The 20,726-nt window shown below is 71.4% G+C and carries 20 protein-coding genes; 18 read left to right on the forward strand and 2 right to left on the reverse strand.

Annotation, left to right across the window (positions count from 1 at the left end):
* The first annotated feature begins 2 nt into the window (after positions 1-2).
* From O7614_RS22170 to O7614_RS22245, 16 genes are all read left to right on the forward strand, one after another.
* Positions 3-887, forward strand: coding sequence for a metal ABC transporter permease (locus tag O7614_RS22170; RefSeq protein WP_278140404.1), 885 nt, complete (start codon positions 3-5; stop codon positions 885-887).
* Entirely contained in the window at positions 811-1,599 is a 789-nt protein-coding gene (locus O7614_RS22175; RefSeq protein WP_278140405.1) for a zinc ABC transporter substrate-binding protein, read from the forward strand. The genes O7614_RS22170 and O7614_RS22175 overlap by 77 nt, the downstream gene beginning before the upstream one ends.
* A 71-nt stretch (positions 1,600-1,670) precedes the next feature.
* On the forward strand, positions 1,671-3,281 hold the full coding sequence (locus O7614_RS22180) for an FAD-dependent monooxygenase (RefSeq protein WP_278140406.1): 1,611 nt from the start codon (positions 1,671-1,673) through the stop codon (positions 3,279-3,281).
* On the forward strand, positions 3,281-4,000 hold the full coding sequence (locus tag O7614_RS22185; RefSeq protein ID WP_278140407.1) for a YcnI family protein: 720 nt from the start codon (positions 3,281-3,283) through the stop codon (positions 3,998-4,000). Before O7614_RS22180 ends, O7614_RS22185 begins: the two co-directional genes overlap by 1 nt.
* A gap of 153 nt (positions 4,001-4,153) precedes the next feature.
* Entirely contained in the window at positions 4,154-4,366 is a 213-nt protein-coding gene (locus O7614_RS22190; protein ID WP_278140408.1) for a hypothetical protein, read from the forward strand.
* A 444-nt stretch (positions 4,367-4,810) separates the two neighbouring features.
* Entirely contained in the window at positions 4,811-5,026 is a 216-nt protein-coding gene (locus tag O7614_RS22195) for a heavy metal-associated domain-containing protein (protein ID WP_278142331.1), read from the forward strand.
* Positions 5,023-7,290 carry a heavy metal translocating P-type ATPase gene (locus O7614_RS22200; protein ID WP_278140409.1) on the forward strand — a complete coding sequence of 756 codons (2,268 nt, stop codon included), beginning with the start codon at positions 5,023-5,025 and terminating at the stop codon, positions 7,288-7,290. The genes O7614_RS22195 and O7614_RS22200 overlap by 4 nt, the downstream gene beginning before the upstream one ends.
* A 135-nt stretch (positions 7,291-7,425) precedes the next feature.
* The gene (locus tag O7614_RS22205) at positions 7,426-7,995 is read left to right on the forward strand and encodes a sigma-70 family RNA polymerase sigma factor (protein ID WP_278140410.1); all 570 of its coding nucleotides are present in this window, start codon (positions 7,426-7,428) and stop codon (positions 7,993-7,995) included.
* Positions 7,996-8,070: 75 nt separating this feature from the next.
* Complete coding sequence (locus tag O7614_RS22210) at positions 8,071-8,823, forward strand: zf-HC2 domain-containing protein (RefSeq protein WP_278140411.1); 753 nt, start codon at positions 8,071-8,073, stop codon at positions 8,821-8,823.
* A gap of 140 nt (positions 8,824-8,963) precedes the next feature.
* Positions 8,964-9,566 carry a copper chaperone PCu(A)C gene (locus O7614_RS22215; RefSeq protein ID WP_278140412.1) on the forward strand — a complete coding sequence of 201 codons (603 nt, stop codon included), beginning with the start codon at positions 8,964-8,966 and terminating at the stop codon, positions 9,564-9,566.
* Positions 9,563-10,804, forward strand: a complete 1,242-nt coding sequence (locus O7614_RS22220) for a Dyp-type peroxidase (RefSeq protein ID WP_278140413.1) — start codon at positions 9,563-9,565, stop codon at positions 10,802-10,804. The genes O7614_RS22215 and O7614_RS22220 overlap by 4 nt, the downstream gene beginning before the upstream one ends.
* Positions 10,801-11,385 (forward strand): copper resistance CopC family protein, encoded by a 585-nt coding sequence (locus O7614_RS22225; RefSeq protein ID WP_278140414.1) that lies wholly within the window; start codon positions 10,801-10,803, stop codon positions 11,383-11,385. Before O7614_RS22220 ends, O7614_RS22225 begins: the two co-directional genes overlap by 4 nt.
* Before the next feature lie 57 nt (positions 11,386-11,442).
* Complete coding sequence (locus O7614_RS22230; RefSeq protein ID WP_278140415.1) at positions 11,443-13,578, forward strand: cytochrome c oxidase assembly protein; 2,136 nt, start codon at positions 11,443-11,445, stop codon at positions 13,576-13,578.
* Positions 13,579-13,735: 157 nt separating this feature from the next.
* Positions 13,736-15,211 (forward strand): PepSY-associated TM helix domain-containing protein, encoded by a 1,476-nt coding sequence (locus O7614_RS22235; RefSeq protein ID WP_278140416.1) that lies wholly within the window; start codon positions 13,736-13,738, stop codon positions 15,209-15,211.
* A gap of 187 nt (positions 15,212-15,398) precedes the next feature.
* A complete protein-coding gene (locus O7614_RS22240; RefSeq protein WP_278140417.1) occupies positions 15,399-16,169 on the forward strand; it encodes a thioredoxin domain-containing protein in 771 nt (256 codons plus the stop codon).
* Positions 16,166-16,801: a vitamin K epoxide reductase family protein gene (locus O7614_RS22245; RefSeq protein ID WP_278140418.1), complete on the forward strand. Its 636-nt coding sequence runs from the start codon at positions 16,166-16,168 to the stop codon at positions 16,799-16,801. The genes O7614_RS22240 and O7614_RS22245 overlap by 4 nt, the downstream gene beginning before the upstream one ends.
* A 68-nt stretch (positions 16,802-16,869) precedes the next feature.
* On the opposite strand, the gene O7614_RS22250 is transcribed toward O7614_RS22245, so the two are convergent.
* Entirely contained in the window at positions 16,870-17,736 is an 867-nt protein-coding gene (locus O7614_RS22250; RefSeq protein ID WP_278140419.1) for an NAD(P)H-binding protein, read from the reverse strand.
* Between the two features lie 170 nt (positions 17,737-17,906).
* On the opposite strand from O7614_RS22250, the gene O7614_RS22255 reads away from it, so the two are divergent.
* Entirely contained in the window at positions 17,907-18,839 is a 933-nt protein-coding gene (locus O7614_RS22255) for a LysR family transcriptional regulator (protein ID WP_278140420.1), read from the forward strand.
* The gene (locus tag O7614_RS22260) at positions 18,836-19,756 is read left to right on the forward strand and encodes a serine hydrolase (protein ID WP_278140421.1); all 921 of its coding nucleotides are present in this window, start codon (positions 18,836-18,838) and stop codon (positions 19,754-19,756) included. Before O7614_RS22255 ends, O7614_RS22260 begins: the two co-directional genes overlap by 4 nt.
* Here O7614_RS22260 and O7614_RS22265 read toward each other — a convergent pair.
* A complete protein-coding gene (locus tag O7614_RS22265) occupies positions 19,753-20,649 on the reverse strand; it encodes a CPBP family intramembrane glutamic endopeptidase (protein ID WP_278140422.1) in 897 nt (298 codons plus the stop codon). The two genes, O7614_RS22260 and O7614_RS22265, sit on opposite strands and share 4 nt — an antisense overlap.
* Between the last annotated feature and the right edge of the window lie 77 nt (positions 20,650-20,726).

The following is a 20,726-nucleotide window of genomic DNA, read 5'->3' on the forward strand; positions in this document are numbered from 1 at the left end:
CCGTGGACGGCTTCCTCGACCTGCTCGCCCTGCCGGCTGTGCAGCGCTCCGCGATCGGCCTGCTGATCGCCGCCGTCGGCCTCCCGATCGTCGGCGTGTTCATCATCGGCCTGGACATCATCGCCGTGCGGTTCGCGATGATGCACGTGGCGTTGCTCGGCATCGCCGTCGGCCTGCTCGCCGGCCTCGACCCCGTGCTCTGCGGGCTGGTCGCGTGCGCTCTCGCCGGTGCCGGTGTCGCGCCCCTCGCCCGTCGGCCGACCGGCCTGCCCGGGGCGATGGGTCTGCTGATGACCTTCGCGATCGCCGCCGCCCTGCTCGTGCTGTCGGTGTCCGGGGTCAACGCCACCGGTGCGTTCGAGCTGCTCTGGGGGTCGATCCTGGCCACCCGCGAGATCGACCTGATCATCCTGGGCGTGCTGACCGTGGTGGTGCACGTGCTGTTCTGGCGGTGGCGCCGGCAACTGGCGCTGCTCCTGTTCGACCGCGAGGTGGCGCTCTGCTCCGGTGTCGCCGCCGGGCCGCTGCTACTGGCACTGCTCGTGGTCGTCGCCGTGTCGATCGGCGCGTCGATCCGGCTGACCGGAGCGCTGCTCGTCGACGCGCTGACCATCCTTCCCGCGCTGGGCGCCCGCAACCTCGGCCGATCGCTGCGGTCGATGGTGCTCTGGGCGGTGGCCCTCGGCGTGGTCGGCAACACCGCCGGGTTCGCCGTCGCCCTGCTGATCGACCAGCCACCCGGTCCCGTCCTGGTCCTGGTGGCGGGGGCGTTGACCCTGCTCACCTATCTGATTCCTGAAGGAGCACGTGATGCGATTGTTCCGGGCCGCCGCGCTGAGCGCGGTGGCGACCCTGTCCCTGCTGGCCAGCGGATGTGGCAGCACTGACGGCCCGGCACCGGGCACCAGCGCGACGTCGGGGGCGAAGGGGCCGAAGGTGGTCGCCTCCACCAGCTGGGTCGGCGCACTGGCCAAGGCCGCCGGGGCCACCGACATCACCGTGGTCGCCCCGGCCAACGTGCAGCACCCGCCGGACTACGACCCCAAGCCCAGCGACCTCGCCGCCGTCGCCGGCGCCGACTACATCCTGTACGCCGAGTTCGACGGCTTCGCCGCGAAGCTGAAGGACGCCGCGGGAGGGTCCGGCAAGCTCGTCCCCGTGCAGTTGGAGAACACCCCCGGCAAGGTCACCTCGGAGGTGACCCGGTTGGCCGGCCTGTTCGGCACCGCCGACGCGGCGACCGCCTGGAACTCCACCTTCACCACCGAGTACGCGAAGCTGTCCGCCCAGGCGAAGGCCGCCCTGCCCAACCCGGCGCCGACCGCGGTGTCGCACCTGTTCATGGCGTACTGGGCCGAGTTCGCCGGGATCACCGTGGCGGGCACGTACGGGCCGCAGCCGGTGAGCCCGAGTCAGCTCGCCGATCTGACCGCCAAGAAGCCGGCCCTGGTGCTGGCCAACGCCCACCTGCCCGGCGCGAACCCCGACATCCCCGGCGCCACCCGCGTCGACATCGTCAACTACCCCGGCTCCGACCTGGATCTACTCGGGGTTTTCAAGACCAACACTGAACGACTGACCGCGGCGCTCAAACCCTGAGCGACGCCGGTTGGTCCGGCCGGTGGGGGTGCGGCGGTCGCACCCCCACCGGCCCTGCCGTAGGAGACGTGATGATCCCCGTGCTCGTGGTCGGCGGCGGCCCCGTCGGGTTGAGCCTGGCCGGCCGCCTTGGCCAGCTCGGTGTCCCGGCTGTCCTGGTCGAGCAGCACCCCGACACCGCCGCTTTCCCCAAGGGCAGGGCGCTGAGCATCCGCAGCATGGAGATCTTCCGTTCGTGGGGACTGGAGAAGGAGATCACGGCTGCTGGCCTGCCGCGCGAGCACCTGGCCTTCTACAGCGGCCGCACTCTCACCGACCCGTGCGGCACCCGCATCGTCACCGGCCCCGCGTCTCGGCCGCCGGTGCCCAGCCCCACCTACACCCTGCTCTGCTCACAGGACCGCCTCGAACCGCTGCTACTCGCGCACGCGCAACGGCTCCAGCCCGGCCGGATCCGGTTCGGCACCGAACTCGTCGATCTCACCGTCGACCGCGACGGAGTCACCGTCGAGTTGTCCGCCGGCGGTCACCACGAGCGGCTGCGCGCGCGGTATCTCGTCGCCGCGGACGGGGCCCGTAGCGGTATTCGTGGACGACTCGGCATCGCGATGGCCGGCCCGTCCGGTGTTTCCCGCAACCTGAACATCCTGTTCGACGCCGACCTCGGCCAGCAGATCGCCGACCGGCCGTGCGCGGTCTACACGATCACCCAACCCGGCCTGCACGGCGCGTTCCTCGCCGTCGACAACCAGCACCGGTGGCTGTTCAACCTCGTCGCCGACGGTGACGAGGTCGACCTCGACAGGCTCGACGACGCCGACTGCGTCGGGCTGGTCCGCACCGCCGCCGGCCTGCCCGACCTCACGGTCACCGTGGTCGGCCGGCAGGTGTGGCACGCCGCGGCCCAGGTCGCCGAACGGTTCCGGCACGGCCCCGTCTTCCTGGCCGGTGACGCCGCCCACGTCACCACCCCGTACGGGGGCTTCGGCATGAACTGCGGCATCGCCGACGCCGACAACCTGGCGTGGAAGCTCGCCGCCGTCCACCACGGCTGGGCAGCCCCGGAGCTGCTCGACACCTACGAACCCGAACGCCGACCGGTCGCTCTGGCCAGCGCCGCCGAGAGCCACCGGCGCCTGGTCGACACCATCGACGCGCAGCGTACCGGTGCGCCGCCGCGGGGCCGGCCCAGCGAAGGACTCGTCCTGGGATATCACTACGCCTCCGCCGCCGTCATCACCGACGGCGCGCCCCCACCCCCGGGGGATCCGGTCGCCGACTACGTCCCCACCGGCCGACCAGGGCACCGACTCCCCCACATCTGGCTCGACGAAGAGCAGACCCGATCCACGCTCGACCTGGTGACCGGTGACGGTCTCACACTGCTCGCAGGTCCTGCGGCGGCCTGGGTTCCGATCGCGGTCGAGCAGGCGCGGCTCGCCGAATTCCCACTGACCGTGCACGCCCTCGACGACGCGCTGCCACAGTCCACTCTGGCGGCCTTCCTCGACCGGTGCGGCCTGCGCGACGACGGTGGTCTCCTGCTGCGACCCGACGGCCATATCGGCTGGCGCACCCCTGGCACGCCCCGCAATGGCATCCGCGAGATGATGGACCGCGTGCGACAGCCAGCGCAGATGCCGGGGCGACGCCACCGCTGGCCAGCAGAAGGAGACACGTGATGCGACACGTCCCCACTCGGGTCGCCCTGGCGTTGCTCGTGGGAGCGGCGATCGCGCTGGCGCCGGTCGGCCCAGCGCAGGCCCACGTCTCGGTGAGCCCGGCCCAGGCTGCACCGGGCGGATTCACCACCCTGACCTTCCGGGTGCCGAACGAACGCGCCGAGGCGGCGACGACAAGCGTACGCATCGTGATGCCCGAGGCCACGCCGATCACCTCGGCGGCGGTCCACAAGCTCGCCGGCTGGCGCGCGACTGTCGAGGACGGCCCTCTCGCCACACCGGTCAAGGTCGGCTCGGCGACCGTCACCGAGGCGATCACCTCAGTCACCTGGACGGCATCGACCGCTGCGGACGCCATCGACGGCACGCAGTACCAGGAGTTCAGCGTGTCCGTCGGCCCGTTGCCCACCACCGGCGATCGGATCGTGTTCAAGGCCCTCCAGACCTACGCCGACGGCGTGGTCTCCCGGTGGATCGAGGAGCCGACGCCCGGCGGCCCCGAGCCGGAGAACCCGGCCATCGTTCTGCGCCTGGACAAGGCGGCGGCCACCGGCGTCGACGAACACGGCATGCCGGTCGCGGGCGCCCCGACGACGGCGGCCGTGGCCGACCGGCCAGCGGGGGTGGCGCTGGCCGTCGCCGTGGCCGGTGTCGTCCTCGGTGCGGCGGCGCTGCTGCTGGGTCTGCTCAATCGGACGCTCGGCAGGCCCCGGCGGTAGCCCGCCCGACATCCAGGGATAGTCGGACAGCACTGCCACCGGGTTCCCGCTTCGACGGGGATAGCCACCAGCCAGTAAACGCCCCGCCGGGCCTGCGCAGCCGAGCCGGTCGGCTCTAGCGTGGCCAGCAACGCCCGACGAGTGGAGGATCCCGTGGCAGCCGACGGCCTGGTTCACGTGCTCACCCTGTGCGGCAACTGCAACTGCGGATGCCCCGAGCTCTACATCGACCCCGAGGCGCCAGCCGAGCAGCGTGTCGTCATCACCGATGATTTCGGCAACGCGATCCGGCTCAGCGGCGACCAGCTCAGCGACATCGTCGGCCTCGCCCGATCGGGCGCACTGGACAACGTCACCTCGGCCTAGTTTGCTGCCCAGCACTGCGACGACCCCGTGCTGGGCGGCCCGCCACCGCCCTTCGGGCGCCCCTTGCGAGACTGGGCGCAGCACCAAGGCGCGGCGCCTCCGCTCGTACGCGCGCAGCCACCACCCGCACCGGACCCGGATGGCGTGCGCGTCCACCGCCCGCTGTTACGGCCACGTGCTGGACGTCCCGCTCTCGCGACCCGAGGGCGGGACGTCCAGCGCGGCTCGTTACGCCGAGAGACGCTGCTGGTTCTCGATGGGATGTCGCGCGAATGGGCACGATCCACTGAACCGCGTCGACATTTCCCGCGTACCATGGTGCGGAGCCGGGACACGCCACCGCAGGAGCATCCGCGGTGTGCCACCCAGGGTCGACACCGGGGCAGGGTGTCACCTCCATCTTCCACCGCACAGCGTGCGGGTCCGGCTGAGTCGAAAGAGGTAATCGTGCAATCCACGTACCAGGTTCGGGGTATGACCTGCGGGCACTGCGCCCAGTCCGTCACCACCGAGCTCGGCTCACTGCCGGGCGTCCAGAGCGTCGATGTCGATCTCGCGGCGGGCAGTGTCACCGTTCAGAGCGCCGAGGCCCTGCCTCTGGTCGAGGTGCAACGGGCGGTGGACGAGGCCGGCTTCGAGCTGGCGGGCGCGCTCGTATGACCACCACCGTCGATCCGCTGCTCACCTCGCTCGCGATCGGGGGCATGACCTGCGCTGCCTGCGCCAACCGCATCGAGCGCAAACTCAACCGGATCGACGGCGTACGGGCGACGGTCAACTTCGCCACCGCCACCGCCACGGTGGAGCACACCCCGGCTGTTCCGGTGCCGGATCTGGTAGCCACGGTGACCGCGATGGGCTACACCGCCCGACCGCCGGCGCCCCCGACCGGCACCGACGACAGCGTCGACCCGACGACCACCAACACCCGACGACGGCTGCTCGCCGCGGCCGCGCTCGCCGCCCCGGTGCTGACGCTGTCGATGACACCAGCCATCCAGTTCCCGTACTGGCAGTGGGTCGTCGCCGCGCTGACGGCACCGATCGTCGGTTGGGCGGGTTGGCCGTTTCATCGGGCGGCGCTCGTCAACGCCCGCCAGGTCGCTGCCACGATGGACACGCTGGTCTCCCTCGGCGCAGTGGTCTCCTACCTGTGGAGCCTGTGGGCGCTGCTGGGCACCCCCGCCGGACGACCGGACCTGCGGATGAGCCTGTCCTGGTTCTCCGGGCACGACCATCCGCTGTACTTCGAGGTCGGCGCCGCCCTGGTGACGTTCCTGCTGGCCGGCCGCTGGCTCGAGGCCCGGGGCCGCCACCGGGCCGGTTCGGCCGTACGCTCGCTGGCCGAGTTGGGCGCCAAGGACGTCGCCGTCCTCGACGCCAACGGCGCCGAACGGCGTACCCCGATCAGCGACCTGCGCGTCGGCGACCTGTTCGTGGTGCGTCCCGGCGAGAAGATCGCCACCGACGGCGTGGTCGAGACCGGCGCCAGCGCGGTCGACGTCGCCTTCCTCACCGGAGAAAGCGTCCCGGTCGAGGTGGGTCCGGGTTCGGCGGTGACCGGAGCCACCGTGAACACCGGAGGTCGGCTCGTCGTGCGGGCGAGTCGGGTCGGCGCCGACACCCGCCTCGCGCAGATCACCCGCCTGGTGACCGAGGCCCAGGCGGGCAAGGCCCGGATTCAGCGCCTCGCTGACGAGGTCGCGGGGATCTTCGTCCCGTTCGTCTTGGTGATCGCCCTGGCCACCTTCGCCGGGTGGCTTGTCCTGGCCTCCACCGCGGCGGCGGTCGGGGTGGCCGTGGCGGTGCTGATCGTCGCCTGTCCGTGCGCTCTCGGCCTGGCCACGCCCACCGCCCTGCTCGTGGGCACCGGTCGGGGCGCGCAACTGGGCATCTTGATCCGTGGGGTGGCGGCGCTGGAGTCGGCCCGTCGCATCGACACCATCGTGCTCGACAAGACCGGCACCCTGACCACCGGCCGGATGCGGGTCACCGGCGTGCATCCCGTCTCGGGTGTACCCAGAGACGACCTGCTGCGCGTGACCGCCGCCGTCGAGACGTGCTCCGAACACCCGATCGCCCACGCCATCGTGATCGCCGCCGGGGCCGAGCTCGGGCCGGACCTGCCACAGGCCGACGATTTCCACGCCGAGGCGGGGCTAGGGGCCCGGGGCACCGTCGACCGGGTCCGCGTCACCGTCGGAAACACCCGGCTCCTGGCGCTCGACGGCATCGACGTGGCCGAGGTGACGGACACCGTGGACACGGTCGTCTACGTGGCCTGGGGCGGCCAGCTGCGGGGGTGGATCACCGTGGCCGACACGGTGCGTGAGTCCGCCGAGCCCACCGTGCGGCGGCTGCGGGCGCTCGGGCTGCGCCCGGTCCTGTTGACCGGTGACACCGCCGCGGCGGCGGGCAATGTGGCCGCGCAGGTAGGACTGACGGAGATCATTGCCGGGGTCACTCCGGAGGTCAAAGCTGCCACGGTGCGGCGGTTGCGCGGTGAGGGCGCGACGGTGGCCATGGTCGGCGATGGCGTCAACGACGCGGCCGCTCTCGCCGAAGCCGACCTCGGGTTGGCGATCGCGACCGGCAGCGACATCGCCATCGAGGCCAGTGACGTGACGATCGTCCGCGCTCACGCGGGCACCGTGGACCTTACCGCCGTGGTCGACGCGCTGACCCTGGCCCGGGCGACCCTGCACACCATCAAGATGAACCTGTTCTGGGCGTTCGCCTACAACAGCCTGATGATCCCGCTGGCCGCCGTCGGGCTGGTCACCCCAATGCTCGCCGCCGCCGCAATGGCCTGCTCCAGCGTGCTCGTCGTTCTCAACAGCCTGCGCCTGTTCCGCTGGCGGCCGGCGCACCTGAGATCTGGCGAGACGGTGGAGCAGCATACGACGACAGCCGCCACATATTGATCCACTGAACGAGTTCATCCGTATCGATAAGGGCAGCGGTGACGTAGGCTCATCCGGAACCTACGACAACGTCGTCAACCCCTGATCGGGTCGTGGTGTTCAGCACGCCGGCACAACCGGACACGGAGGTACCAGGTGGTCGACGACGATGCCGAGATCACCGCTTCGGCTCTCGCGGCGGGCCGGGGCGACCAGGAAGCGGCCACCCGCTTCGTCCGGGCGACGCAGCAGTACGTCTGGCGGTTCGTCGCCAACCTGGTCAGCCCTGCCGAGGCCGACGACCTGACCCAGGAGACGTATCTGCGGGCGATGCGCTCGTTGCCGTCATTCGCCGCGCGCTCGTCGGCACGGACCTGGCTGCTCGGCATCGCCCGCAAGGTCACGGTAGATCACATCCGCGCGGTGACGAGGCGTCCCCGCACCACCCACCTGTCGGACTGGCACGACGCCCCCGATGCGCGGGGCAGCACCTTCGACGGTGCGGTCGTACTCGACGATCTCCTGTCCTCGCTGGCACCGGACCGACGCGAAGCGTTCGTGGCGACCCAGATCCTCGGCCTGTCCTACGCCGAGACCGCCGAGGTGTGCGGGTGCCCGGTCGGCACCATCCGCTCCCGGGTCGCCCGAGCCCGGGAAGACCTGGTCGTCGCGGTCAACGCGAACCCTCAGCCGGTGCGGCGACAGCACGGCAAGGCCGCCAGCTGACAGCAACCAACGCGACGACGCCACATCGCGGATTGTCCTGGGAACCAGGGCCCCCACTCGACCGACTACCGGTACATGGGGTGCGAGCAGTGGCGTGAGATCCTGTCGGCGCAGTTGGACGGCGAGGAGACCCCCGCCGAACAAGCCCGGGCGGAGGCTCACCTGGATGGTTGCGCGGCCTGCCGGCGGTGGTACGACCAAGCCGCGGCGGTGACCCGGCGCACTCGGCTCAGGCTGAGCGCACCCGTGCCCGACCTCAGCCACGTCATCCTGGCCACACTCCCCACCCCTCGACGACTGCGATACCGGCTCGTGTTGGCCATGCGGGCCGGGCTCGCTCTCATCGGCGCTCTTCAGCTGGTGCTGGGCTTGGCGCAGATCGGTCGCGGCCCGTCCGCCACGCACGCCCACGACCCCATCGGCACCCTCAGCTCTGGACACCTGTGGCACGAGGCCGCCGCCTGGAACATCGCCGTCGGCGCCGGCTTCCTCTTCGTCGCGGCCCGGCGTACGCCTCCCGCCGGACTGTTGCCGACACTGAGTGCCTTCGTCGGCACCCTGCTACTGCTCTCGGTCAATGACCTGTTGACCGGTCGGGTAGAGCCCTCCCGGCTGGTCAGCCACGGCTTCCTGCTCGCCGGCTACCTGATCGTCGTCGCGTTGTCGCGGACCAGGCGGCGCCTCGACGGCCCGCCGACGCAGGGCCGGACCGAACGCCCAGCGTGGCACCTCGCCGCCGGCGACGATCCGCCAGCCACCCCGCCCGGGCTGCGACTGGCACCACCGCACCCTGGCACCGCACAGGTCAGTGACCGATCAGCAGCCTGACCTGCCCGAACGCGTAACCGCTACGCCGGGGTGCCGTCGCACCGACAGGGAGTGGGGTGACGGCGATTACGTGCCAGCCCGGAACTTTCCGGCTGCGGCAACCGACCAACCAAGCAGCAACAACCATCGGAGGATGATTCATGCGCACCATCAGTCCCTTCGGATCGCGCCGACGCGCGGCCGTCATCCTGCCCACCGTCGCTGCGCTCGTGGCGTTCGGTGCCGCCGGGTGCGGTTCGTCCGACTCGCCGTCGGCCGCGGAATCGAGCCCGTCGGTGTCGGCGAGCGCCGCCGCCGGTGTGGTCACGATCCGTGACCCGTGGGTGAAGGCGGCCGACAAGGGGATGACGGCGGCCTTCGGGACCCTGGTCAACGACGGCGACACGGATGTCACCGTCACCGGTGCCACGACGTCGGTGTCGCCGATGGAGTTGCACGAGATGACCATGAAGGACGGCACGATGGTCATGCAGGCCAAGCAGGGCGGCATCGTGATCAAGGCGAAGAGCACGCACGCGCTGGAGCCCGGCGGTGACCACCTGATGCTGATGAACCTCGCCAAGCCTGTGCAGGCCGGTGACGAGTTGAGCTTCACGCTGACCTTCGCCGACGGTAAGACCCAGCAGTTCACCGCGGTGGCCAAGCCGTTCACCGGCGCGCAGGAGAGCTACGCCCCCGGGCACGGCCAGCCGATGCCCAGCATGAGCGCCACGCCGGAGATGAGCATGAGCCCGGCATCGTGACCGGAACGCCACCTGTCCGGCCGGTGAGCAGGCGTGGCCTGCTCACCGGCGGGGCTCTGGCCGCCGGCGGGGTACTGGCCGGTGGCGCCGCGGTTGCCGCAGCCCGCGCTGGGGAGACCGGACCACCCTCGGTGGCCACCGCCGACACGACGCCGGTGGCGACCGTCGGCGCTCTGGTCGAGCCGTTTCACGGCGTTCGGCAGGCCGGGGTGGCCACCGAACCGCAGGCACACGCCTCGTTCGTGGCGCTCACCCTGCGCACCGGCACGGACCGGGCCGCGCTGGGCCGGCTGCTGCGGCTGCTCACCGACGACGCCGCCCGGCTCACCCAGGGGAAGCCGGCCCTGGCCGACACCGAGGCCGAACTCGGGCTGCTGCCCGCCCGGCTGACCGTGACCTTCGGCTTCGGCCCCGGCCTCTACCGTGCCGCCCGCGTCGACGACCGAAGGCCAGCATCGCTCAGCGACCTACCCGCGTTCCGCATCGACCGCCTCCAACCGGCCTGGTCCGGCGGTGACCTGCTGCTGCAGATCTGTGCGGACGACGCGATCACGGTCGCGCACGCGCAGCGAGTCCTGATCAAGGACAGCCGGCCGTTCGCCACCGTCCGGTGGGTGCAGCAGGGCTTCCGGCGCAGCCCCGGCGTCGAGCCGGGCGGCCACACCCAACGCAACCTGTTCGGTCAACTCGACGGCACCGCCAACCCGCGGCCGGGGGCGCCGATGGACTCCGCCGTCTGGGTGCCGGACGGCCCGGCGTGGCTGCGCGACAGCACCACCCTGGTGCTACGCCGGATCAGCATGAACATGGAGACCTGGGACCTGCTCGGCCGCACCGACCGGGAACTCGCCGTCGGCCGGCGGCTCGACACCGGCGCCCCGCTCACCGGCAAAGCCGAACACGACGAGCCCGACTTCGCCGCCACCGGGCCGGACGGGCTCACCGTCATCCCCGACTTCTCCCACATGAACCGCGCGCACGTCACCGACGACCGGTTGAAGATCCTGCGCCGGCCCTACAACTACGACGGGGTCCCGAACAGTGAAGGCCACGCCGACGCCGGCCTGATCTTCACCTCGTACCAGGCGGACATCGCCCGGCAGTTCCTGCCGATCCAGCGCCGGCTGGCCGAGCGGGACCTGCTCAACGAGTGGACCACCCCGATCGGCTCCGCCGTCTTCGCCATCCCGCCCGGCTGCCAACCAGGAGGATGGGTCGGGGAGCAGGTGCTCGGATGAACCGCGCCGACTGGAGTCTCGTCGTGACCGTACCGTCGTCCCGGCCCACCGTCGTCCGGCTCGGCGCAGCCGTGCTCGCCGTCGTCGTGGCACTGCTCCTCCCGGCCAGCCCGGCGTGGGCGCACAACACGCTGCGGTCGGCGACGCCGGTCCAGGAGTCGACGCTGGCCAGTGCGCCGACCGAGATCGTGCTCGAATTCGTCGAGCGGCTCGACCCGACGTTCACCACCATCGTGCTCACCGACGCCGCCAAACGGAAGGTTCCCACCGGCGACCCGGTCGTCGGCGGCGCCAAGGGATCGGTCCAGCTCACCGAAGCGCTACCCAATGGCACGTACACCGTCGCCTATCGGGTCGTCTCCACCGACGGGCACCCGGTGCAGGGGTCGTACCCGTTCACCGTGGCCGACCCGAACTCCAGCGCCGCGCCGATCGTCAACACATCCGACGCTGCGCCCGCGGCCTCCCCGGTGGAATCCGGCAGCGGCCCGAATGTGGGCATCCTCGTCGCCGGCGCCGTACTCGCCGTCCTCGTCGCCGTGAGCGCCGGGCTGCTGTGGCGGCGGGCGAGGCGTCAGTGACCGGACCGCTCTTCCGGGAGCGCGTCACTTCATCACTTCACAGGTCAAGGTCCACACGTGTCCCACACAGATTCCCGGCCGTCCGCCGCCGACGATCGCGGTAACGCCCGGACCACCGTCGCGACGTCAGCGGGGCCGGTCGCCCTACCCACCGGACCGTCCCGGTCCAATGCCCACCGCGCCGGATCCGCCGCGTTCGGCTGGTTGAGCGTGGCGGCCATCTGCGCGTCCGGGGTCGCTGTGCTGCTGCTCGGACTCCGGGTCGGCGGTGCCCTCACCGACGCGATACCCGGCCTGCCGGACGCGGGACCAGCCACCACCTGGGCGCTACCGTTCATCCGGCTGCTCTGCGACGGCCTCGCCACCGGCGCCGTCGGCATGCTGGTGACCGCCGCGTTCCTGCTGCCCGGCGACGGAGGCAGCGTCTCGCCCCACGGTTACCTGCTTCTGCGGCGGGCTGGCCTGGCCGCGCTGGGTTGGGCGACCGCAGCGCTGACGCTGATGGTGCTGACGGTCTCCGACCTGCTGGGGCAACCTCTGGAGACGCTCAAGCCCGCGACGGTCGTCAGCTTCGCCACCACGATCTCCCAAGGGCAGTCGCTGATGCTGCAGGCCGGGCTGGCGCTGACCGTGGCGCTGCTGGCGCGCGTCGGAGTGTCCCGAGGGCTTGCCGCGACGGTCACGACCCTGGCGCTGGTGGCGGTGCTACCTCCGGCGTTCACCGGTCACGCCGCCGGGGCGGGCAACCACCAGATCGCGGTGACCAGCCTGGCCCTGCACGTTCTCGCTGCCACGGTGTGGGTCGGCGGTCTCGCCGCCCTGTTGATGGTGCGGCGCAGCCGACTGCTGGCCGACGCCGCCGTCCGGTACAGCCGCCTCGCGCTGGGTTGCTTCGTCGCCGTGACGGTGAGCGGAGCCGCCAACGCCGCCGTCCGTCTCGGCGCCGTGGAGCAACTCTGGCAGTCCCGCTACGGCTGGCTGGTGCTCGGCAAACTCGCCGCGCTGCTGATCCTCGGCGCGCTCGGCGCGGCACACCGGTCCCGGACCCTGCCCGCGCTGCGGGCCGGGCGGCGGTGGGCGTTCGGCCGACTGGCCGCCGGGGAACTGATCGTGTTCGCTGCGACAGTGGGGCTGGCGGTGGCGCTGTCGCGCAGCCCCACGCCCATCCCCGACTCGGGTGTCGACGCCGATCCGATCACCGATCTACTCGGGTTCCCGATGCCCAGCGCACCCACCCCGGGCAACCTGCTCGGGCAGCCGCTACCGGACATGTTCTTCCTGACCCTCTGCGTCCTCGGCATCGGTGGATATCTGGCCGGCGTGCGACGGATGCATTCCGCAGGGCATGGTTGGCCGGTCGCCCGGACGGCGAGCTGGGTGGGCGGACTGCTGCTGCTCGCCGCGACCACCAACCTCGGCGTCGCCCGCTACGCGTACGTGCTGTTCAGCGCGCACATGGCCCAACACATGGTGCTGTCCATGCTGGTGCCGATCCTGCTGGTCGGCGGCGCACCGGTCACCCTCGCCCTACGCGCCCTTCGCCGACCAACCGATCCGCAGGTACGCGGTGCCCGGGAGTGGCTGCTGATCCTGGTGCACAGCCGCGTCACGAAGCTGCTCACGCACCCGCTCGTCGCGCTCGGCATCTACACCGCCAGCCTGTTCGGCCTCTACTTCAGCAACCTGCTCGGCGTCCTGATGCGCTCCCACCTCGGACACCTGGCGATGCTCACCCACTTCGTGATCGCCGGCTACCTGTTGTTCTGGGTGCTCATCGGCGTCGACCCGGGCCGCCGACGCCTCCCGCATCCCCTACTCGTGGTCCTCCATCTGGCGTCGATGATGGCGCACGGCTTCTTCGGGCTGGTCCTCATGCAGACCACCACCCTGATCGCTCCCGACTGGTACACCGCCGTGCACCCCACGTGGGCGTCGTCGCTGCTGACCGACCAGAAGCTCGGCGCCGGCATCGCCTGGGCCTTCGGCGAGCTGCCCGCCGCCGTCGTCATGATCGTCCTCATTCGTCAGTGGATCCGCGCCGACCAGCGCGAACAGGCCCGCCTCGACCGGGCCGCCGACCGGGCCGACGCCACCGGCGAGGAGGACGACCTCGCCCGCTACAACGCGTTCCTTGCCGCGGCGGGGCGTGCGGACGGTGATCCGCTGCGCAGGGGCGGGTCCGACCAGCACTGACCGCGGCCGCCTGCTGGTCTGTCGAATTCTCGGGAACCATTCGGACGCTCTCTCCGACTACCTCACAGGACCGGAGCTGACGCGACGAGCCACGGGCGACCATGCCAGCAGGGGAAACACCTTAGCGGTGCTTCTCGCTAATCCCGATCGGATCACTATGTCTCTTACCGAGTTGTCCGGCGCGGCGACGCCGGAGCCTTCCACGACTACCGTGGCCCCGGCCAGACCGGTCCGGCGCGCGTCGCCGTTCGGCGCGCTGCTGCTGCGGCTGCACTTCTATGCCGGCGTCCTCGTCGCGCCGTTCCTGGTGACCGCCGCGCTGACCGGTCTGGCCTTCACCATCACCCCGCAGCTCGACCAGGTCCTCTACGGCGACCAGTTGACAGTCGCGCAGCCAGGTGACCGTCCCGTCTCCCTGGCCGAGCAGGTCGGAGCCGCCCGCAACGCGCACCCGGACGGCAGCATCGCCACCGTGCAGCCCGGCGACGGCGACCAGACCACCCGGGTGACGTTCTCCCTGCCCGAACTGGGCGAGAAGCAGCACACCGTCTACGTCGACCCGTACACCGCGCAGGTCAAGGGGCAGCTCACCACCTGGTTCGGCTCCACCCCGGCCACCACCTGGCTGGACGACCTGCACCGCAACCTGCACCTGGGCGTGGTGGGCCGGCACTACTCCGAGCTGGCGGCGAGCTGGCTCTGGGTGCTCGCCCTCGGCGGGGTCATCCTGTGGTGGCGTCGCCGCAGCGCCGCCCGCGCCACCGCCCGGCACCTGCTCGTACCGGACCTGTCCGCCGGCAAGGGTGTCCGCCGGACCCGGGGATGGCACGCCACCACCGGCATCTGGCTCACCATCGGCCTGCTCTTCCTCTCCGCCACCGGCCTGACCTGGTCCCGCTACGCCGGGGCGAACTTCGGCGCCGGCCTCGACGCACTACAGGCCCGCGCACCGGAGATCTCCACCAGTCTCACCGAGGTCCCGACGGAGCCGGCGGAGAGCGGCGGCGGCCACCAGCACGGTGCCTCCGGAGCCGGAGGCGTGGTCGAGTCGGCAGCCTTCGACCGCGTCGCGGCGGCCGCCCGCGGGGCCGGCCTCTCCGGCCCGGTGGAGATCGCCCCGGCCGCCGAGCCCGGCTCGGCCTGGACCGTCACCCAGGTCGACAACACCTGGCCGGTCGCCAAGGACCGCGTCGCGGTCGACCCGTCCGGCGGTCAGGTCACCGCCCGCAGCGACTTCGCCGACTGGCCCCTGCTGGCCCAGCTCAGCGGCCTGGGCATCCAAGCCCACATGGGGATCCTCTTCGGACCGATCAACCAGATCCTGCTCGCCGCACTCGCCCTCGGGCTGCTCTGCGTCATCGTCTGGGGCTACCGCATGTGGTGGCAACGCCGACCCACCCGCACCGACCGACGAGCACTCACCGGCACCCCACCCGCCCGCGGTGGTGTCCGCGGCCTGCCGCTCTGGGCACTGCTCATCGGCGTACCCGTGGTGGCGGCGGTCGGCTGGGCGCTGCCGCTGTTCGGGCTCACCCTGCTGGCCTTCCTCGTCATCGACGTCGTCGTCGGCGCGGTGTCCCGACGCCGACGACCTGCCGAGGCGCCCACGTCTCCGGCGCCCGCCGGTTCCTGACCCACCGGTCCGGCCGCCCGTCGAGGTACGGGCGGCCGGCCGCTGGTCAGCGGGCGGTCGACGACGGTCCGGGTCTGACCCTCCTCGGCCGCCCCCGGAACTCCGGCACCGTCCCACACGACCAACAGGTCGGCACCCGTTCGCAGACGGACGGTGCGCGACGAAGAACTGGGTGGAGGATCCACGGATGTCCAAGAAGCGCAACCGCGGCAGCCGGCCGACCGTCGGCGAGGGCCGCAGCGGCGGTGTCGCAACGGACCGCGCCAGGAAGGCCGCCGACAAAGCCGCCAAGTCGATGCGTACCCGACGCATGAGCACCAACAGCAGGATCACCGTCGGCCTCCTGGCAGTGGTGCTCGTCGGCCTCGCAGCGCTCTTCGTCTACGTCCAGAACAGCAGCGACAAAGCCCAGCAAGCAGCTGGCGACCGGATCGTGCGGGCCGACAGCCATCGGCTCACGTCCGCCGGCGACGGCAAGGTCACCATCGTCGAATTCCTCGACTTCGAATGCCCGTCCTGCGGGCAGGCGTTCCCCGGCGTGGAAAAGCTCCGTCAGGAGTACGCCGGCAAGATCACCTACGTGGTCCGCAACTTCCCGTTGTCCCAGCACGCCAACGCACAGAACGCCGCCCTCGCTGCCGAGGCCGCAGCCCGTCAAGGCAAGTTCGAGCAGATGTACGTCAAGCTGTTCGAGACCCAGTCCACATGGGGCGGCCAGCAGCAGGACAAGTCGGCCGTCTTCGAGGGCTACGCCCAACAGCTCGGCCTCGACATGGCGAAATTCCGCGCCGACCGCGACGACCCGGCCACCGCTGCCCGCATCCGCGACGACCAGAGCGACGGGACCGCAGCAGGCGTCCAGAGCACCCCGACCTTCTTCATCAACGGCCAACGCTTCGACGGCCAGCCCACGTACGCCGGCCTCAAGACCGCCGTCGACGCGGCTCTCGCCGGATGAGCCGGCAGGCCACCACTGCGCAGGAGCGGATCCGCGTCTCGCCGGATCCGGCCGAGCCGTTCGCCGCGCGGATCATCGGCTGGGTCCTGGCCATCGGCGGTGCGATCGGTGCAGCTGCCGCGCTGACCCTGACCATCGAGAAAATCAACGTGCTCACCGATCCGAGCTACCGCCCCAGTTGCAGCATCAACCCGATCCTGTCCTGCGGCTCGGTGATGAGCACCCCGCAGGCGGCGGCGTTCGGCTTTCCCAACCCACTGATCGGCATCATCGGGTTCAGCGTGGTGACCACCATCGGGGTCGCGGTCCTGGCCGGCGCCCGGCTGCCGCGCTGGTTCTGGCTCGGCCTGCAGATCGGCGCGGCGTTCGGCCTGGGGTTCGTGCACTGGCTGATCTTCCAGAGCCTCTACCGCATCGGCGCGCTGTGCCCGTACTGCATGGTGGTCTGGGTCGTGACCATCGCCATCTTCTGGTACGTCACCCTGTACAACATCCACCACGAGCAGCTGTTCGCCACCCGCGGGACAGCGCTGCTGCGGTACCACACGGTCGTCCTGACCACCTGGTACCTCATCGTCGTCGCGCTCATCGGCGAGCAGTTCTGGTTCTACTGGCGGACCCTGTTGACCTGAGCACATCGAGGACCGGCGACCGTCGCGCGGGTGCCGCAGCTCGGGCCGTCGGCGGCCAGGACCGTGGTTCAGGAGCGGAAGGCGTCGTGGAGAAAGGTCTGCAGCGTACGCGCCGGACGCCCGGTGACGTGTTCGACAGTGTCGGTCACGTCGGCGAAACCGCCGGCGCGAACACGCTCGAACGTCAGCGCGGAGAGGTCTCGCTCGAAGCCCTCGGAGCCGGCAACGGCCTCGTCGATGGTCACGTCCAGGTGGGTCACGGGACGTCCCGCCGCGACGGAGAGCAACTCTGCGGTACGCGGCAACGACAGGGCCTCCGGACCGGAGATCTGGTACGTCTGACCGGCGTGCCCGACATCGAGCAGAGCCCGTTCGGCGACGGCCGCGATGTCCCGTGCGTCGGTCCAGGCCACCAAGGCGTCGCCGCTGGGAAACGGCAGTTGTCCGGCACCGGTGATCTGGTCACGGTAGAAGCGCGGGTCGGTGAAGACCTGCATGAACCAGCCCGGCCGCAGGATTGTCCAGGGACGCCCGCTGTCGCGGACCGCTCGCTCGACGCGTGGAGCCCAGCCGGCAGGCCCCGGCTGGTCAGTGCCCGGGTGGCCGCCGTCCTTGTCGGACAGCAGCACGACCTCGGTCCGGGGCGACATCTGGGCCAGCAGCGCGCCGATGAGTTCCGGCGCGTCCGCGCGGTCCGGCCGGACCAGGTAGACCGCGTCGACACCGTCGGTCGCCGCCGCCCACCCGGACGGTTCGTCCCACGAGAAGGCGGTGGGGTGCACGCCCCTGACGCCGGGTCTGGACGGATCGCTGGTGCCGCCGCGCACCTCGACGCCTCGCCGCGCCACGAGCAGTTCCGCCAGTGGTGCGCCCGTCTTGCCGCGTACACCGGTCACCAGCACCCGGATCGCGGCAGCCGACGTTGTTTTCCGCATCCTGAATCGTCCTCCTGGTTGGGCGCCCGCTGAATCGTATGGCCCGACCCCGAGCGCCAGGCGGGCGATGCGGGTGTCGGTCAGTCCGGCGGCGTCTCGGGCCGCCGACGAACGATGCCGGTCTCGATCCCCGCGACCCCACCCATGCGTTCCGGGTATAGGTTGGCGGGATGGACCTCGTCGCCGCGTGTCGGGCCTTCGTCGCCGTCAGCGGCCACGGCAGCTTCACCTCGGGTGCCGCAGCGGCGGGAATCCCCCAGTCGGTGGCCAGCCGCCGCATCGCCGCGCTGGAGGCGCACTTCGGGTCGCGGCTGTTCGACCGGACCTCCCGCGCGGTCCGGTTGACCCCGTTCGGGCAGGACATGCTGCCGACGGCGCGACGCCTGGTCGACCTCGCCGACGCCATGGCCGACGACGCCGAGCGGGCCCGGTTGCGGCCGCTGCGGGTCGCCGTACCCGAAATCTGTGCGCCGCACCGCCTCGCCGCCCTGGTGGCCGCGGCCCGACGGCAGCGGATCCACCTGGAGGTACGGCCGGCCGGTCCGCAGGAGCGCGAACAGCTCTGCCAGACCCTTGAGGTCGGTACCGGGATCGTGGCGGTTCCGGAAGCGACGGCGCTCTGGCGGGTGCCGCTCGGACTGGCTGCCCGGGCTCCCTTCCCGGCGCCGACGGTGTTCCTGGAGACGCTGCGCGCCGGCCGAGCCCGTACGCAGGCACGCCGCCGGATCCTCATCCAGCCCGAGGACGACGTCGCGCACCTGCGGGATCCGCTGACCCGCGCCGGCCAGTCGGCCGGCCTGGCACCGGCTCAGGTGTCGGTCACGCAGTCCCTCGTCGACGCCGCGGCAGCGGCCCTCGGCTCCCCCGATCTGTTGCTGTGCTCCCGTCAGCAGGCCGAGGACTTCGCGCTGCACTGGTGCCCCCTCGCCGGCCTGCGGCTCCTACGGGGTTACGACGTCGCCGCCGGGGCACGCGAGGACCTCGACCAGCTCCGCACCGTCCTGTACGCGGACGTCGCCCGATGCCTGGGTGCGGCCGCCGGCCAGCCAGGGTCGACCGGGGGTGGCGCAACCGCTGACCACTCGACAGGAGATGCGGAATGAGCGCCACCACCGTCGTCCGCAACGCGCGTGACCTGCTCGACGAGGCAGGACTGCGCGGTTCCTTCCTCGTCCGCGACCTCGACACCGGCCAGGAGATCGGCTTCGACGCCGAAACCCTGTACCCGTCGGCGTCGCTGGTCAAGGTGCCGCTGGCGGTCGCCGTTCTGGAGGGGATCGGGCGCGGGGAACTCGACCCGGCGACGCCGGTCGACGTCGCGCCCGGTCGGATCACCACGCCCGGCCCGACCGGGCTCAGTCGCTTCCGCCATCCCGCCCGGATCTCCGTGGACGACCTGCTCTACCTGAGCACCGCCGTCAGTGACGGAGTTGCCGCCGACGCCCTGTTCGACCTCGTCCCGCCGGCTGCGGTCGCCGCCGAACTGCGGCGACTGCGGATCGAGGGCATCGCCGTGCGGCACCGGGTCGGCGACCTCGCCGAGACGCCAGCGGAACGCCTCGGCCCCGACGACGTGCACCTGGCCCATTCCCTCGCCATCGGCGCGGCGACCCCCGGGCAGGGCCATCCCGTCGCCCAGCTCGACGTCACCCGCGCCAACGCCGGTTCGGCACGGGCCTTCGTCGACCTGCTGCACGCCCTCTGGCGGCCCTCGACGATCCGCGAGAGCACCGCTGCCCGCGTACGGGCGCTGATGGCGGACAACCTGCACCGGCAGCGACTCGCCCCCGACTTCACCTCCGACGCGTCCCGCTGGTCGTCGAAGACCGGCACCCTGCTGCACCTGCGCCACGAGGTAGGGGTGGTGGATCATGCTGACGGGCAGTCGTACGCGGTCGCCGCGCTCACCGCCTCCCGGGTGCCCGCCGTCGCACAGCCCGGCAGCGAGGCGACGATGGCCCAGGTCGCCCGGAGCCTGCACGACCACCTGCGGACGGGCACCCTGCCCTGGTGGGGTTAGCCCGCGCTCGCGGCCCGGGCTCGCCGCTCGCGCAGCCAGACCAGCACCACCATGGCGACGTTGACCGCACCGAGGATCAGCAGCGTCGCGTCACCCGAGTCGCTGGACCGGTCGATCGCGTAGGGCTCGCCGTCGGCCAGCACCGCGTTGACGATCCCGAACAGGGCGTTGTTGGCCACGTGGAAGGCGACCGGCGCCTCGATGCCGCGACTGATGATGGCCATCACGCCGGTGCTGACGCCGATGAACGTGTAGTAGCCGAACAGCCAGGGGTCGGTCGAACCGTGGACCACGGCGAAGCCCAGGCCGGAGACGACGAGCCCGACGACCAGGGCGGGGCGGACCGCACGCACCCAGGACGCGGCGGAGGGCAGCACGGCGCTGCGGAACATCAACTCCTCGCCAGCGGCCTGCAGCGGCGTACTCAGCACGGTGACCACCAGCACCCCGATCGTCGTGCCGGTGACACCGAAGGCGGTCCAGCCCGGGGAGTCGGGCGCGACCAGCGCCACGACACCGATCCCGGCACCCACCAGCAACGCCGCCGCGATCAGGTAGTACGTCAGGCGGCGGGCGTCGAAGGCCCGGGGAAAGCTGACCAGGCTCCGCCACGGCACCTTGGCCATCCACACCAGGAGCAGGATCGCCAATAAGCCCGCCGCGCCGATGCTGATGTTGACGGCCAACAACTTCAACGGCGTGAAGTCGGCCGACATCGGGTCGTCACTGCCCTCGATGACGCCCACGATTTGGTAGAGCACCACCTGCAGAAGCAGCATCACCAGCGGCGGCACCAGGATGACCACGAGCGGCTTCCACCAGCTCATTCGCAGGTGGGCACCGAAGGGCCGGGAACTGTCGACGGCCGATCCGTCGGATCGTGGCGCGCTCATCGGGGGGATTCCTTTCGAAGATGCTGGACATCCCATTCCAGCGCGGACCGCGTCCGGCGTGCAGTGCCACCGCGTCA

The sequence above is a fragment of the Micromonospora sp. WMMD961 genome (genome assembly GCF_029626145.1).
Taxonomy (GTDB): domain Bacteria; phylum Actinomycetota; class Actinomycetes; order Mycobacteriales; family Micromonosporaceae; genus Micromonospora.